The 15,669-nt window shown below is 46.1% G+C and carries 14 protein-coding genes; 8 read left to right on the plus strand and 6 right to left on the minus strand.

Annotation, left to right across the window (positions count from 1 at the left end):
* Nucleotides 1–28: 28 nt before the first annotated feature.
* The 4 genes from carA to C3Y98_RS09715 form a co-directional block, all read right to left on the minus strand.
* Complete coding sequence (gene carA, locus C3Y98_RS09700; RefSeq protein WP_135278398.1) at nucleotides 29–1,168, minus strand: glutamine-hydrolyzing carbamoyl-phosphate synthase small subunit; 1,140 nt, start codon at nucleotides 1,166–1,168, stop codon at nucleotides 29–31.
* Nucleotides 1,169–1,332: 164 nt separating this feature from the next.
* Entirely contained in the window at nucleotides 1,333–1,950 is a 618-nt protein-coding gene (locus C3Y98_RS09705; protein WP_135278399.1) for a DUF2238 domain-containing protein, read from the minus strand.
* 9 nt (nucleotides 1,951–1,959) lie between these two features.
* Nucleotides 1,960–2,769 (minus strand): 4-hydroxy-tetrahydrodipicolinate reductase, encoded by an 810-nt coding sequence (dapB, locus tag C3Y98_RS09710; protein WP_135278400.1) that lies wholly within the window; start codon nucleotides 2,767–2,769, stop codon nucleotides 1,960–1,962.
* Nucleotides 2,770–2,809: 40 nt separating this feature from the next.
* Complete coding sequence (locus tag C3Y98_RS09715; RefSeq protein WP_135278401.1) at nucleotides 2,810–3,793, minus strand: outer membrane protein assembly factor BamE; 984 nt, start codon at nucleotides 3,791–3,793, stop codon at nucleotides 2,810–2,812.
* A 90-nt stretch (nucleotides 3,794–3,883) separates the two neighbouring features.
* On the opposite strand from C3Y98_RS09715, the gene fur reads away from it, so the two are divergent.
* Nucleotides 3,884–4,309, plus strand: coding sequence for a ferric iron uptake transcriptional regulator (gene fur, locus C3Y98_RS09720; protein ID WP_135278402.1), 426 nt, complete (start codon nucleotides 3,884–3,886; stop codon nucleotides 4,307–4,309).
* Nucleotides 4,310–4,346: 37 nt separating this feature from the next.
* Here the strand turns inward: fur and recN are convergent, their stop codons facing one another.
* On the minus strand, nucleotides 4,347–5,999 hold the full coding sequence (gene recN / locus C3Y98_RS09725; RefSeq protein ID WP_135278403.1) for a DNA repair protein RecN: 1,653 nt from the start codon (nucleotides 5,997–5,999) through the stop codon (nucleotides 4,347–4,349).
* A 192-nt stretch (nucleotides 6,000–6,191) separates the two neighbouring features.
* Entirely contained in the window at nucleotides 6,192–7,061 is an 870-nt protein-coding gene (locus tag C3Y98_RS09730; RefSeq protein ID WP_135278404.1) for an NAD(+) kinase, read from the minus strand.
* Between the two features lie 243 nt (nucleotides 7,062–7,304).
* Here C3Y98_RS09730 and C3Y98_RS09735 point away from each other — a divergent pair, with 243 nt between their 5' ends.
* The 7 genes from C3Y98_RS09735 to waaF all read left to right on the plus strand — a co-directional run bounded on the left by C3Y98_RS09735 (nucleotide 7,305) and on the right by waaF (nucleotide 15,666).
* Nucleotides 7,305–9,194 (plus strand): sulfatase-like hydrolase/transferase, encoded by a 1,890-nt coding sequence (locus tag C3Y98_RS09735; protein ID WP_135278405.1) that lies wholly within the window; start codon nucleotides 7,305–7,307, stop codon nucleotides 9,192–9,194.
* 37 nt (nucleotides 9,195–9,231) lie between these two features.
* Nucleotides 9,232–10,254, plus strand: a complete 1,023-nt coding sequence (gene hrcA, locus C3Y98_RS09740) for a heat-inducible transcriptional repressor HrcA (RefSeq protein ID WP_209308783.1) — start codon at nucleotides 9,232–9,234, stop codon at nucleotides 10,252–10,254.
* A 52-nt stretch (nucleotides 10,255–10,306) separates the two neighbouring features.
* Nucleotides 10,307–11,410 (plus strand): ferrochelatase, encoded by a 1,104-nt coding sequence (gene hemH, locus C3Y98_RS09745; protein ID WP_135278406.1) that lies wholly within the window; start codon nucleotides 10,307–10,309, stop codon nucleotides 11,408–11,410.
* A 79-nt stretch (nucleotides 11,411–11,489) separates the two neighbouring features.
* Nucleotides 11,490–12,479, plus strand: coding sequence for an ADP-glyceromanno-heptose 6-epimerase (gene rfaD, locus C3Y98_RS09750; protein WP_135278407.1), 990 nt, complete (start codon nucleotides 11,490–11,492; stop codon nucleotides 12,477–12,479).
* Entirely contained in the window at nucleotides 12,479–13,042 is a 564-nt protein-coding gene (locus tag C3Y98_RS09755; protein WP_135278408.1) for an SIS domain-containing protein, read from the plus strand. Before rfaD ends, C3Y98_RS09755 begins: the two co-directional genes overlap by 1 nt.
* Nucleotides 13,043–13,155: 113 nt before the next feature.
* Nucleotides 13,156–14,616: a bifunctional D-glycero-beta-D-manno-heptose-7-phosphate kinase/D-glycero-beta-D-manno-heptose 1-phosphate adenylyltransferase HldE gene (gene hldE, locus C3Y98_RS09760; RefSeq protein ID WP_135278409.1), complete on the plus strand. Its 1,461-nt coding sequence runs from the start codon at nucleotides 13,156–13,158 to the stop codon at nucleotides 14,614–14,616.
* 12 nt (nucleotides 14,617–14,628) lie between these two features.
* Nucleotides 14,629–15,666 (plus strand): lipopolysaccharide heptosyltransferase II, encoded by a 1,038-nt coding sequence (gene waaF, locus C3Y98_RS09765; RefSeq protein ID WP_135278410.1) that lies wholly within the window; start codon nucleotides 14,629–14,631, stop codon nucleotides 15,664–15,666.
* Nucleotides 15,667–15,669: the final 3 nt, after the last annotated feature.

The raw sequence follows: 15,669 nt of genomic DNA on the forward strand, positions 1-15,669 counted from the left end.
CAAAAACAGATAGCCGGATGAATTCCATTTACTGTGCCCGCATTAAGTCTATAAACTTATCGAACAGATAACTCATTTCAGTTGGACCAGGGCTCGCCTCTGGGTGACCTTGGAAACTAAATGCAGGCTTATCTGTACGCGCCATTCCTTGCAAGCTACCATCAAATAACGACACATGCGTCACTTTGACATTTGCAGGTAAAGTAGCGGCATCTGCTGCAAAGCCATGGTTTTGGCTGGTAATGTAAACACGTTTTGTTTCAACATCTTGCACAGGATGGTTTGCCCCATGATGACCAAATTTCATTTTAAGCGTCTTAGCACCAGAAGCAAGCGCCAACAACTGATGCCCCAAACAGATACCAAAAGTAGGGATACCTTTATCTACAATGGTTTTAATTGCAGAAACTGCATAATCACACGGCTCCGGGTCACCTGGGCCGTTTGATAAAAACACACCATCTGGATTAAGCGCTAACGCCTCTTCTGCTGTTGCCTGTGCAGGCAGCACAGTCACTTTACAGCCGCGTGAAACCAGCATACGCAGAATGTTACGTTTTACACCGTAGTCAAACGCAACCACATGAAATTGTTCTTTTGGCGCTTGAGTAAAACCTTGGCCCAACGCCCACTCACCTTCTGTGAACTGGTAAGGTTTTTCACAACTCACCACTTTGGCTAAATCCATGCCAGCCAAACCTGGGAAACCAGCGATTGCATGCGTTGCTAATGACAGTGCCGTTGCTTCATCAACTTCACCAGCAACGATGACACCGGTTTGCGCGCCTTTTTCACGCAAGATTCTTGTTAATTTACGTGTATCGATATCAGCAATCGCTACTACATTGTTAGCGACTAAGTACTCAGACAAAGATTGGGTGTTTCTAAAGTTACTATGTGTTAGCGGCAAATCCCTAATCACCAAACCGCTGGCATATACTTTGCCAGACTCTACATCTTCATTATTAACACCGTAGTTGCCGATGTGCGGATAAGTCAACGTTACAATTTGTTTGGTATAAGATGGGTCTGTCAATATTTCTTGGTAGCCTGTCATCGAAGTGTTAAACACGACTTCAGCTACAGCATGCCCAGAAGCTCCGATTGACATGCCACGAAACACGGTTCCATCTGCTAGTACAAGTATGGCGGGCAGGTTTTGTGACACAATAACTCCTCGGTTTTACGATAATTAAAATTTACGACATTAAAAACTTCTAATCTTTAGTCCATCATGAACAGATGGCAGATGTGCAAAACGGGAGGAGCTGTATATACTCTTCCCGTTTCAGAATTAACGAATTATAGCGAAAAAAAACCGACTAATCAATGTCAACGTGACACATTGATTATCTGCCGATCATGAAATGTGGATAAAAATGCTTGCGCAGTCACCGCACCCACCAACGCCATCAACATATCCCACTGCGTATCCCATATATCGCCTTGTGTGCCTAAAAAAGCGTCTGCAGCGCCGCCCTCATAGGCCGCCACCCACCATTCGATAAACTCATAAACCGCACTAATGCTGAGACAAATACAACTCACAATAAAGAACAGCCAACGACCCGGCACTAAAGGGGATTTTTTTAACAAGATTTCACGCGCCACCATCGCAGGTACAAATCCCTGCGCAAAGTGCCCAAGCCTATCGTAATAATTGCGAGATAGCTCATAAGCATCACGCAACCAATTAAACCAAGGCACTTCGGCATAAGTGTAATGCCCGCCGACCATCAAAATGAGTGCGTGAATTAATATCAGCACATACACTAGCGGAGTGAAAACAAAATAACGGTAAGTAACAACCAGTATAGGCAACACAATCACTACGGGCGCCACTTCTAGTGCCCAGGTTAATCTATCAACCGGGTCTATTGCAGACCAAACAAACACAGCACTGAGTATGCTGAGTAGAACTATATAGAAGTGACGGTGAGCTCGCACCATTGACAATGACTAACGCAAACCCAATACATCTCGCATATCATACAAGCCAGATGTTTTATCTGCCAAATACTTCGCAGCACGCAATGCACCAAGCGCAAAAGTAGCTCGACTGCTCGCTTTATGCGTAAGCTCCACACGCTCACCAATACCAGCAAGCACCACGGTATGGTCACCCACCACATCACCGCCACGCATTGTTGCAAAACCGATCTTACCGGCTTCACGCTCTCCGGTCACACCCTCACGCGCGTAGACTGCACAATCCTTTAAGTCTTGGCCTAAACCGTGCGCTGCAGCCTCACCCAAGCGCAAAGCGGTGCCAGATGGCGCATCCACTTTATGTCGATGATGCATCTCCACCACTTCAATATCGTAACCTTCATTTAACACGCGGGCTGCCTGCTCAACCAGATTAATCAGCAACGTCACACCAACACTCATGTTCGGCGCAAATACAATTGCTATATTCTTTGCAGCAGCTTCAATAGCTTGCTTTTCTTCTACAGAGAAACCGGTAGTGCCAATAATCATTTTCACCTGATGCTTTTGGCATGCCGCTAAATAAGTCATGCTCGCCTCTGGCCTTGTAAAGTCAACCAGTACGTCAGCACCCTTGAGTGCAACATCAATATCTGAAACCACTTTCACACCAGACACGCGGCCAAATTGCTCACCCGCATCACGGCCTAAATGAATATTATCAGCACGGTCTAGCGCACTATGCAACACCAACTCAACGTCCGCAAACACACCTTCCAACAAAGCATGCCCCATACGGCCTGAACAACCAGCAATTACAACTTTTAATGGATTCACCATATCAAAAACCTATCAATTTCTACTAATTACTTTTAAGAGATTAAAAACCAATCTTTTCTAACATACGATCAAAAAAGCTAGGCTCACTCTCTGGCGGCAAGTCTTGAGGTATCGGCGCAACCTTGTTACCGACACGCGGCGCAGCAACAGCAGTTACTGCTTCAGGCTCAACCTCTTCAGGCAATGAGCGCAGCTTGCGATCAAACACCATACCCGATGCCGATTCATAAAGCGTAGCATTCACCGGCTGGTCACTAGGCATAACAACTGGAGCTGCAACTTCAGCCACAGGCGCCTTGATCACCTCAGGCTCAACCGGAACCGCCGCTGGTGGAGGGCTAACTTCCGTAACCGCAGCAGCGGGCGCAACAATGGCAACTGGGGCGGCAGCATCTACTGCTGAAGCAGCAGGCACTTCAAGTGGCACTGCCAGCATAGATGGCGCAGCATCTACATCTGATGCTGCATGTGGCTCAGCAACGACAACATCAGCCTTAGGCTCAACAACTTTAGTTTCCGGTATTTTTTTAACGTCAGTTTTTACAGGAGATTCTTTAGCCGGGGTAGCCTCGTCTTTTTCCCAGAACTTCAACTTATTCATTAAGCTTTTTTCTTCTGGCTTTTTATAAGGCTCAACCAAGCGGGTTCCGGTATTTGCACGCTCATCTTCAGGCGCGGCAGTTCCTGCAGGAATCACGTCACCACGTACCGTTTTCAATAGATCCTTTTCAAAATCTAGAATCACACGGCGCTGTTCAGTTACTTTGCCAGCCTCACGCATTTGATACACGTAGTCCCAACGATTGCCATGGAAACTATCTTGAATCAGGGGCGTGCCCATAATAAAGCGCACTTGGGATTTGGTCATACCAGGGCGCAGCTGTAATAGCATTTTAGAAGTGACCACATTACCCTGCTGGACATCTAGCTTGTATGGTTTAATGCTGGGAACTGCCGTGCCGCATGCGGAACAGAGCAAAACCAGCAAAACAACTAGATAACGTAAAGTAGAAAAATAACGCATATCATGACTTTAATTTGAATTGGCGTTAATATACCACGTAGCGACTGAAGCCAAAACATCCACCTTATTAATTGTGAATATTCCAAAATCATGCAAGATCAAAAAGATTTAAAAAATGCCGGGCTAAAAGCCACCTTACCACGACTTAAGGTGTTAAACCTGTTTGAAAACAGCAAAGACCGACACTTATCTGCCGAAGATATCTACAAGATTATGATTAATGCTGGTGAGGATGTCGGCTTGGCTACGGTATATCGCGTACTCACACAATTTGAGCAAGCCGGACTATTGATCAGACACCACTTTGAAAGTGGCAAAGCAGTATTTGAGCTTAACAGCGGCGGACACCACGATCACATTGTCTGTATTAAATGTGGTCGCGTTGAGGAGTTTTATGATCCGGAAATCGAAAAAAGGCAAGAAAGCGCTGCGGCAAAATTAGGCTTTACCATGCAAGACCACTCACTGACCATTTACGGCGTTTGCACTAAACAACCCTGTGAGAGCAAAGACTAAAAAGACGCCTTTATTACAGCCAACCTGCAAGTTAAACTTACCCTAACAACATTTCTTTCGCATGTTGCCTTGTCGTTTCGGTAAGTTCTATACCGCCCAACATGCGCGCAACCTCCTCAATACGACTGGTAGCACTTAATGCTGCAATAGTACTTAAGGTTTGGCCATTCACTTGCGACTTACTTACCCGCAAATGATGCTTACCAAGTGCAGCCACCTGCGGCAAGTGTGTAATTACTAACACTTGTCGCTGCTCACCCAGCTGCTTCAGCAAGTTACCCACGACTTCCGCTACGCCACCACCAATACCAACATCAACTTCATCAAAAATCATAGTTGGAATACTGCCCTGCTGTGCGGTAACGACGCGAATCGCCAAACTGATGCGAGACAACTCACCGCCAGAAGCCACCTTACTTAAAGCGCGTGGTGCAACGCCAGCGTGTCCGGCCACCAAAAACTCAACTTGCTCCAACCCGTTAACACTCGGCGCAACAGGCGTTAACGCTACAGAGAACTGACCGCCACTTAAAGATAAGCGCTGCATTTCAGCAGTGATCTTTTGATGCAATATCGCAGCAGCGGCAGTCCTGCCTGCACTTAAACTTTCAGCTAACTTTGTATATTCACTAAATGCCAAACGCTCTTGCTCAGCAAGCGCACCATCGTCCGCAAAATTAGACAGCTCAGCCATTCTCGACTGCCAACCCTGAAGCAATGCGGGTAAATCCTCTACCCGCGACCTGTACTTACGAGCAGCAGCATGTATAGACTGTATTCTTGCATCCACCTCACTCAAACGTGCGGGATCCAGCTCCATACGCTGAATGTAGCGATTTAAAGAGCGGCTCGCTTCTTGCAGTTGAATTACGCCAGAATCAAGCGACTCAGAAACTTCGGCTAAACTGGCATCGTATGTCTGCATGTTTTGCAGGTGATGCTGCACTTGTGCTAATAAATTCAGCGCAGATAACTCCCCCTCGCTCAGCAGATCCAAGCAAGTTTCTCCGCTGGTAATTAAACTGGCTCCATTTGACAGCAGCAAATGCTCATGCTGTAGCGCTTCCCACTCTTGCGAATCAAACGCTAGTGCCGAGAGCTCACGTACGTTATCTCGCAATATTGCCAACTCATCGGCATAGGCTTCAGCATTTTTTTCCAACTCCAAGCGCAAGCCATGCAAGTGATACCAGCGCTTGTAATGTTCGGACACATTTTTTGCCACTTCTAATAAGCCGCCAAATTCATCTAAAACTTGACGCTGTGTAGCTGACTTAAGCAATGAGTGATGTGCATTCTGACTATAAATATCTACCAAAAACTCGCCCAGATCTTTAAGCTGCTGCATGGTTGCTGGGCTGCCATTAATAAAGGCGCGTGAGCGACCATCTGCGTAGATAACACGACGCAGCAGCAGTTCAGGCTCATCCTGTGCAATTTCCTGCTCAGCCAGCCAGCTTAGCGCCTCAACATTATTGGCCAATGAAAAACATGCACTAATCTCGGCTTTATCGCAGCCGGCACGCGTAATACCGCCTTCGCCACGCGCGCCCAGGGCCAGAGACAATGCGTCAATCAGAATAGATTTACCTGCGCCAGTTTCGCCCGTCAACACCGTAAACCCAGACTGAAAATCCAAGTCAAGCTGATCAACAATGACGAAATCGCGAATTGAAAGTGTTTGTAGCATAATTCAATTAGTCCATTTTATTGCCATATCAAAATGACAAGGCTTAGAGCAGTGCAGTAGATTGAGAACAGCGCATATATCACGAATACAACAAGATCATTCAACTGTTGCTGTAGTCCATCGCACACCGCTATTGCATGACATTTGTCTGAGAGACATGACACCAGCAAGTCTATGGAAACTAAGTAGTCATCAACCCCAGTTGAGTTTATTTCTGAGCATATCAAAGTAGCAGTACTCTACAGGATGTAACAGTGAGATTGTTTTCTCTGCACGGCGTACTACAATTTTATCGCCCACTTCCAAACCTAGTTGGAACTGACCATCAAAGCTTAATTGCGCCTCATCAAAATGCACCACGGTAACCACGATATTGCTTGCACTATTCACCGCGATTGGGCGGTTACTCAGCGTATGCGGACAGATTGGCACCAGTGAGATTGCTTCTAAATTAGGGTGTAAAATCGGGCCGCCTGCAGACAAGGCATAAGCGGTGGCGCCAGTTGGTGTGCTGACAATCAGGCCATCACTGCGCTGCTTGTAAACAAACTTGCCATCGATTTCGATTTCCAGCTCAATCAAGCGCAAGCCACTTTTAATCACCACATCATTCAAGGCATGGCTACTATAAATAATCTGATTATCTCTCACTACATCGGTAGATAACAGCATGCGCGGCTCTTTAATGGAGTCTCCCGCAAGGATACGGTCAATCTCAACCAACATATCTTCTGCGCGCAAATCGGTTAAAAAACCAAAACGGCCGCGATTGATGCCCACCAAAGGAACATCAGCGTCGATTAAGCTACGAGCAACGCTGAGCATGGTGCCATCGCCGCCCATCACGATTGCAAGATCGGCAACCTGACCGATTTCGCCTATCGCCAGTGTTTGGTAGTCGGCAAGCTGAGCATGGTGTGCGGTATTTTCCTCAATCCACACCTCGTAGTTTTTAGCGGATAGATGTCGAGCTAAATCAGCTAAATCTGCCTGCATCAACTGTAAAGCCGATACATTCATATATTTGCCAATAAGCGCTATTTTTTTAAAGTTTGTCTGCACGGCAGAATTAAAACATAGTCATGAAATCTTAGCAAAGCGAAAACAATACATAGCATGCAATAAATATCATCCACCCCTACATTTTTTGCGTCATAATAGCCTGTTAGCCGCATAGCAACATGCCAAGACTAGTGAATTAAACATAGTAAACAATAAGTTAGCCAAATAAACCATAAGAAAACCGTACTGGCGTATTTTTTGCTTATACACCCCAATCTAACATTATCTAATAACAAAATATATATGACGGCTTCAAATCAAACCAACATACTGAAAACATATTTCTTACTCACTTACGTTGCAGTGCTATTTCTCGTTTCTGACTCAATGCCTGTCACAAGCATTTTTCAGGATGGCTTATTGCCTTTTGGCTTTATGCTCATTACATGGCTGCTGTATGGCTTATATTACTTGTTGCCAGCCATTGCCATTACCGCGCTGGTCAGATTCTGCAGTAAAAACACCAGCGCCGTGTACATCACGGCGATTATTATGGGTGGCATTACTACGTTGCTGATGTATGCTAACGCTAAGCTATTTTCGCTTTATGGCATGTTCTTTAATGGATTCATTTTCAATCTGGTCAGTACACCCGGTGGTATTGAGTCTTTAGGTGGCAGTAGTGCCTCTGATTTAGGCTTTGCATTGATTACCTTGGGCTTTATCAGCTTGCAAGGTGCCATGTTATGGTTAGCACACCGTCTGTACGTAAAAAAAGCAGCACCACAGCTATCATTCAAGTTTCTACCTGCCACCGCACTCATTGCCACAGTACTGGTGCATATGGGCTTTGCGTTAGACAGTTACACCACAAATCAATTAAACGTAGTTGCACAGGCTATTCCCTTTTACCAAACTGTATCGGCTAGAGGTTTCTTTAAAAGCCTTGGATTTACCACGCAGCGCGAAGCCAAGATTAAACTAAAGGGCAAACTCAATTACCCACTTAACCCAATCCAATTCAAGCAACCTGCCAAGCCATACAATATTATTTGGCTCACTTCTGAATCCTGGCGCGCAGATACTCTCAACGAAAAAATCATGCCTAACAGCTGGGAGTTTGCAAAAGGCGCGGCTAGATTCACACGCAACTATAGCACCGGCAATGGTACACGCATGGGCGTATTTGGCATGTTTACCGCCATGCCTGGAAACTATTGGTTTCCCTTTTTAGAAGAGCGTCGCGGTGCTGCGATTATTGATGTGTTGGAGCAACAGCAGTACCAAATGAGCTTTTATACCAGCGCCAAATTTTCTTACCCAGAATTTGATAAGACTATTTTTGCACACGTTCCAACCAGTCAGTTGCACGATAACAACAAAGGCGCGAGCGGCTGGGAAAATGACCGTAACAATGTCACAAGTCTGCTGTCATTTATTGATAACAGAGACAAAACCAAACCATTCTTCACTTTTATGTTTTTTGAGTCACCGCACGCGCGCTATTACTTCCCGCCTGAAAGTGTCATTGCAACGCCATACCGTGACGACCTTAATTACGCGACCTTAAGTAAAACGGCATTACGTAACGACATTGTCCCGATTAAAAATCGCTATATCAACTCTGTGCATCACTTAGATATGCAATACGGCCGTATCTTTGACTACCTCAAACAACACCAGCTATTAGATAACACCATTGTTATCCTAGTTGGCGATCACGGCGAAGAGTTTATGGAGCATGGCTTCTGGGGGCATAATTCAACTTTTGTAGACCAACAGGTACGCACGCCACTCGTTATTTACAAACCAAACTCAGCGCCACTAGTGAGTGACCAAATGACCAGTCATATGGATATCGTACCCACCATCATGCCATTACTGGGTGTTAGCAACCCAAGCAGTGATTACGCGACCGGCTACAACTTGCTGGCTGGCGAAAAACGTAACCATACTTATGTCTCAGATTGGGATAAAGTCACTTACGTGGATGATGAAGTTAAAATCACCCAGCCTGTGAATGCAAAAAGCTTTGCCCTCATGACGGCTAGCCGAGGGGATGACACAGCACTTCCTCATGCTGAACGTAAAACCCTATTGCAAACAAAACAGCCTGCCATGCTGCAACTCGTGCAAGACTTAAGCAAGTTCTTCAAGAAAAAAGATGCTAAAACACCAGCACCGCCCCGATAACATTGCCTTATCAGGCTAACTAACCGATAATTTGCGCATGAGCTCCAGTATAGACAAACGTGCGCAAATTTTACTCAAAACCCTGGTTGAGCATTACATCAGTGATGGTCAACCTATTGGGTCTCGTACCTTATTGCAACACTCAGGCCTAGATGTCAGCCCTGCAACCATTCGCAATGTCATGAGCGATTTAGAGCAGCTCGGGTTCATCGCAAGCCCCCATACTTCAGCAGGCCGCATTCCTACACAAAAGGGCTATCGTTTATTTGTAGATTCACTGCTTACTGTGAAGCCACTAGACTCTCAAATCGTACATCAGCTTAAAAGTGGCTTAACATCGCCCAATCCAAGCGAGCTGATTACCAATGCGGCCGATATGCTCTCGCAACTCACCCAGTTTGCTGGTGTAGTCATGACGCCCAAACACAAGCGCATTGCATTTAAACATCTAGAGTTTTTAACGCTTTCCGATAAAAGAATACTCGTCATTATTGTTACCAGTGATGGCAACGTACAAAACCGCATTATTCTCACCGAAAAAGCATTCAGCACCAGTGAACTGACACAAGCAGGTAACTACTTTAACGCGCACTTTTCCGGACATACGTTTGAAGAAGTGAAACAAAAGCTGCATGCAGAGCTCCAGCAGATGCAAAATGATATGAATCAACTGATGTCAGCGGCACTAGAGGCAAGTAGCAAAAAGGGAGATGAGGATGGTGTGGTGATTGCAGGAGAGCGCAATTTACTACAAGTAGATGACCTCTCCACCAACGTTGCAAGCTTACGCAAATTATTTGAAATTTTTGAACGCCGCACTAGCCTGATGCAGTTATTGGACAACAGCCAACGTGCAGATGGTATACAAATCTTCATCGGTGGCGAAAGTGGTTACTTACCCCTAGACGAATGTAGCATGATTACCGCACCGTACGAAGCAGATGGGCAGGTTGTGGGTACACTAGGCGTGATTGGCCCTACGCGCATGGCATATGAACGCGTGATTCCTATTGTAGACATCACCGCCAAACTACTGTCAAATGCACTTTCATCCAACTAGCGTGTCGCATACAAAGCATTAACACAACCATTTACACTAAAAGACTGGCAACATGGCATATTACAACTCCGAACCAAAATACGAGCACGGCGACCAACTGAAAGTAGGGATTCTACTGGCAAACCTTGGCACGCCAGACGCACCCACAGCACAAGCATTGCGTCCTTATCTACGTCAGTTTTTAAGTGACCGCCGTATCGTAGAAATTCCGCGCCTAGTTTGGTGGTTTATTTTAAACTGCATTATTTTGGCCATCAGGCCTAAAAAATCCGCTGAGAAATACGCAAGCGTGTGGACCAGTGAGGGCTCACCTTTGCTAGTTCATGCAAAAAAGCAAACGCTGCTATTACGCGGCTTTTTAGCACAAAAAATCCAGTCACCGTTTACCGTGGAGTTAGGGATGAGCTACGGCAACCCTTCTATGGAAAGCGCCATACAGAAACTAAAAGCACAGCACTGCGACCGCATACTGGTATTTCCTCTTTACCCACAGTACGCAGCGAGTAGCACCGCCAGTGCATTAGATGCAGTTTGGCGTGTACTACTTAAAACCCGCAACATGCCGGCGATCCGCACCATCAAGCACTATCATGACCACCCCGCTTACATTGAGGCGTTGGCACAAAGTGTACGTGAACACTGGCGCATCAATGGCAAGCCCAATAAATTAGTCATGAGCTTTCATGGCGTACCTAAGTTTCATTTACTCAAAGGCGACATGTACCACTGCGAATGTCACAAAACCGCACGACTGCTCGCAAATGCATTGAGCCTTAATCAAGACGAGTACACCATCGCATTCCAGTCAAGATTCGGTAAGCAAGAGTGGCTAAAACCATACTTAGCCAATTTATTAGAATCTTTAGGCAAAGCCAAGGTCAGTCGTATTGATGTTATCTGCCCTGGTTTTTCCAGTGACTGCTTAGAAACACTGGAAGAAATCGCCATGGAAGGCAAGCATATATTCCAAAGCAACGGTGGTGGCGAATACCACTATATCCCAGCCCTCAACGAAAATGAGGCATGGATACACGCGATGACTACGATCGCACTGGAAAACCTACACGGCTGGGTGAGTGCTGATTGGGATGCGGACACAGCCAAAAAAGAAGCAGAAATGACAAAATTAAGGGCTCAAGGTTTAGCCAACAATTAATAAGCGTTATACTGAACGCTTTACAACTTCAAAAACGCTGCTTATTTTTGTGGCGTAATAATGATTTAGGTACTGAGCAATGATTGTAATTACTGGCGGCGCTGGCATGATAGGCTCTATCATCGCATGGCATCTAAATACCAAACTTCAGCGTGATGATTTAGTCATCGTAGACCACATCACGCACGAAGAACAATGGCAAAATCTGGCGCATCGCCATTATGCGCATTATCTTGATAAAGATCAGCTTATGCCTTGGCTAGAAGGCCGCACCGACATTGAAGCCGTTATTCACATGGGCGCGATTAGCGCGACTACTGAGCGCGACTTTAATAAATTGGTCGAGACAAACATCCAGTACTCCCAAAACTTATGGACATGGTGTGCCAGCCAACAAGTGCCGTTTTTCTATGCAAGCTCAGCCGCGACATATGGTGACGGCAACCTAGGCTATGATGATGCCAGCATAGATAATCTGAGACCACTCAACGGTTACGGCTATTCCAAACACTTTTTTGACCAATGGGCATTGCGTCAAGTGAGTAAAAACCTACCCACACCACCGTCATGGGCTGGCTTCAAGTTTTTTAATGTGTATGGCCCCAACGAATACCATAAAGAGCGCATGGCGAGCGTGGCCTTTCATACCTTTAACCAATTCAGTGCAACTGGTACTATGAAGCTGTTTAAAGGTACTAAGGCTGGGGTTGAAGACGGCATGCAAATGCGCGATTTTGTCTATGTCAAAGATGCTGCCGCGGTAGTGAATCACTTTGTGACTTCGGCCTTATCTAAAAAAGACGTGCCTAATGGTATATATAACATCGGCACAGGCCATGCTAGAAGCTTTAAAGATTTAGCCACCAGTGTCATGCAAGGCATGCAACGTGAGCCACACATTACCTATGTGGATATGCCTCAAGACTTACAGGGTAAATATCAATACTTTACCGAGGCAGTGATGCATAAGTTAGCAAGCACCGGTTACACCCAACCCTTCCACAGCCTTGAGGATGGTGTGCGCGACTACGTACAGAACTACTTAATGCAAGAGGATAAATACTGCTAATGAAGTATGTTAACTACCTAAAAGACGAACACGCCGCCCATATGGCGATGTTTAATGCACTGGAGCCACTGTTTCCACTCATCAGCGATGTCGGTATCGCTATGCAAAACGCCATTAAAAATGGTGGGAAAATTTTACTGATGGGCAATGGCGGTAGCGCCGCCGATAGCCAGCACATTGCAGCCGAAATTGTGGGCAGATTTAAAAAAGAACGCAAAGGTATGCCGGCAATCGCGCTCACAACAGACACCTCCATCCTCACCTCTGTTGGTAACGACTATGGCTACCACTATATTTTTGCAAGGCAGATTGAAGCATTATGCCGGCCGGAAGACCTAGTAATCGGGCTTACCACCAGCGGCAATAGTGCAAATGTAGTAAGTGCAATTGAGGCCGCTAATGCGATTGGTGCCACAACGGTAGGCTTAACCGGCGGCACAGGTGGCAAACTGAATGAGCTATGTACATACAATATAGTGATTCCATCCAGCGTAACCGCGCGAATCCAAGAAGCGCATATTTTTGTCGGGCATTCTCTCTGCGAAATTTTAGAGTCTGCTTAAAGTGATGGATTGAGACTAGTGCGCTCAATCCTCGTCTCTAACACATCAAATGCCGATTTTCGTCGGCATGACAAAATGCATATCATATTCTTAGATGTATAATCTCTTCCACCATGACCCAGCAAAAACTTCTAGACACAGTTAAACATTTTGGCAACTTCAGTGAACACGCACTTGTGATTGGTGATGTCATGCTCGACCGCTATTTAATGGGCGAAGTGAACCGCATCTCTCCAGAGGCACCCGTACCCGTTGTACTCATCAAATCACAACAGGACAGAGCCGGCGGTGCTGCAAATGTTGCAGCAAACTTGTCACAGCTTGGCATCAATACGCGAGTTATTGGCTGTGTAGGCACCGATATCGAAGCCGACATTCTGGTTAACTTAATGACAGCTACCAATATTAATGTTGAGCATGTGATTCGCTCCAAGCAACGCCCTACCGTAGCTAAAACGCGTATTTTGGGCGGGCATCAGCAAATGATGCGGCTAGATCAGGAAGACAACACAACCTTTAGTGCAGAAGAAAACGCACAGCTATTAGACGCAATCAATGCAGAAATTGCACGCAAGCCAGCCGTAGTCATTTTATCTGACTATGCAAAAGGCCTACTAAGTACAGAGATTTGCCAGCAGTTGATTGCACAATGTCATACACACGGCATCACCGTGTTGGTTGACCCTAAAGGCCATGATTACTCTAAATACCGAGGTGCGACTGCCCTAACCCCTAATAAAAAAGAAACGGCTGAAGCTTGCGGTACATCCATCCATGATGCCAGTCTAATTGAGAAAGCCACAACGCTTAAGAACACGCTAAACCTAGAGTTTTTGGTGGTGACACGCGGCGAAGAAGGCATTTCACTGATTGATGCAGATAGCCACTTATTACCGGCTACCGCCAAACAAGTGTTTGATGTATCTGGTGCGGGCGACACTGTGATTGCCACGCTGGCTGCTGGCTTAATCCACGAGCTTAGCCCATTAGAGGCACTGCAGCTTGCCAATATTGCAGCAGGTGTAGTGGTTGGCAAAGTAGGTACAGTACCGATTAACCGCGATGAGCTAATTGAGGCGCTAGCCAGTGAGCAGTCTTCTGAGCAAGCGCATAAAGTATGTGACTTGCCTCACCTCATGCAAAAAGTAGAGGCTTGGAAAAAAGCCGCGCAAAAAATCGTGTTCACTAACGGTTGTTTTGATTTACTGCATGCTGGCCATGTAACTTATTTAGAAGCGGCAAAAAAACGTGGGGACAAACTGATTTTAGGCTTAAACACCGACCGCTCTGTCAGCGCACTGAAGGGACCAACCCGCCCAGTGGTGCATGAAAATGATCGCGCACGCGTACTTGCGGCGCTGGAGTCCGTGGACGCCGTTATTTTGTTCGATGAAGACACACCCCTGAATTTAATTAACGCAGTGAAACCCGCTGTCATTGCCAAGGGCAGTGACTATACAGCAGACCAAGTAGTGGGCGGCAAAGAAGTAGAGTCATGGGGCGGTGAGATTGCGTTAATTGACTTAGTGGCAGGACGCAGCACCAGCAACATCATTAAAAAACTTGAGAGTTAATACTGTACTAAAATGTCAGCTGAAAAAATCTTGATTCTCGGCCCATCCTGGGTGGGCGACATGGTGCTTGCACACAGCCTATTTCAAACGCTTAAAACCCAACGCCCTAATGCCATTATTGATGTAGCCGCGCCAGCATGGACACTACCATTAATCGCGCGCATGCCTGAAATTAACCGTGGCATTGCATTACCATTCAAGCATGGTCAGTTAGCGTTACTAGACCGCGTAAAGTTTGGCCTATCCCTTAAAGAACAAGGCTATACCCAGTCGATCACCCTGGTTAACTCGTTAAAGTCAGCAATTTTACCTTTGGCTGCAGGCATTCCACAGCGTACCGGTTTTTTGGGCGAATGCCGTTATGGTTTACTCAATGACATCCGTCCACTAGATAAAGCCAAACTACCACGCACCGTGGATAGATTTGTCGCTTTAAGCGCAGATAAAAATCAAGCACCGATGGAGAACAACGCCAGCATTCCTAATCCGCGTCTGATCGCTGACCATAACAATGCACTGCAGGCTTTGTCTAAACTAGGACAGAATGCACCCACGACAAAGGTGCTGGGGCTATGCCCGGGTGCAGAATACGGCGAGGCAAAACGATGGCCAGCCGAATATTATGCAGAGGTCGCCAATGCGGCATTAAGCCACGGCTGGCAGGTATGGTTGTTTGGCTCAGATAAAGATCTGCCTGTCACTCAAGAAATCAATCAGCTTACAAGCAACCGCTGCCTGGATTTAGGCGGCAAAACAAAATTGGGTGACGCCATTGATTTAATGTCGCTTTGCGACACGGTCATCAGCAACGATTCAGGTTTAATGCACGTTGCTGCAGCGCTAGATAAAAAAGTGATTGCGATTTATGGCTCAAGCGACCCGCACCATACCCCGCCTATGCACCCAGAAGCAGTAGTCGCATATTTGGGGCTAAGCTGTAGCCCCTGCTTTAAACGCGTGTGCCCGTTAACTGGGCCTGATGCACATCTTGCCTGTTTAAAACGGCTGACACCGCCATCCATTATTCAAGATATTAAATTTTTAGCGTAGCAA

The sequence above is a fragment of the Methylotenera oryzisoli genome (genome assembly GCF_004661485.1).
GTDB classification, from domain to species: Bacteria; Pseudomonadota; Gammaproteobacteria; order Burkholderiales; family Methylophilaceae; genus Methylotenera; species Methylotenera oryzisoli.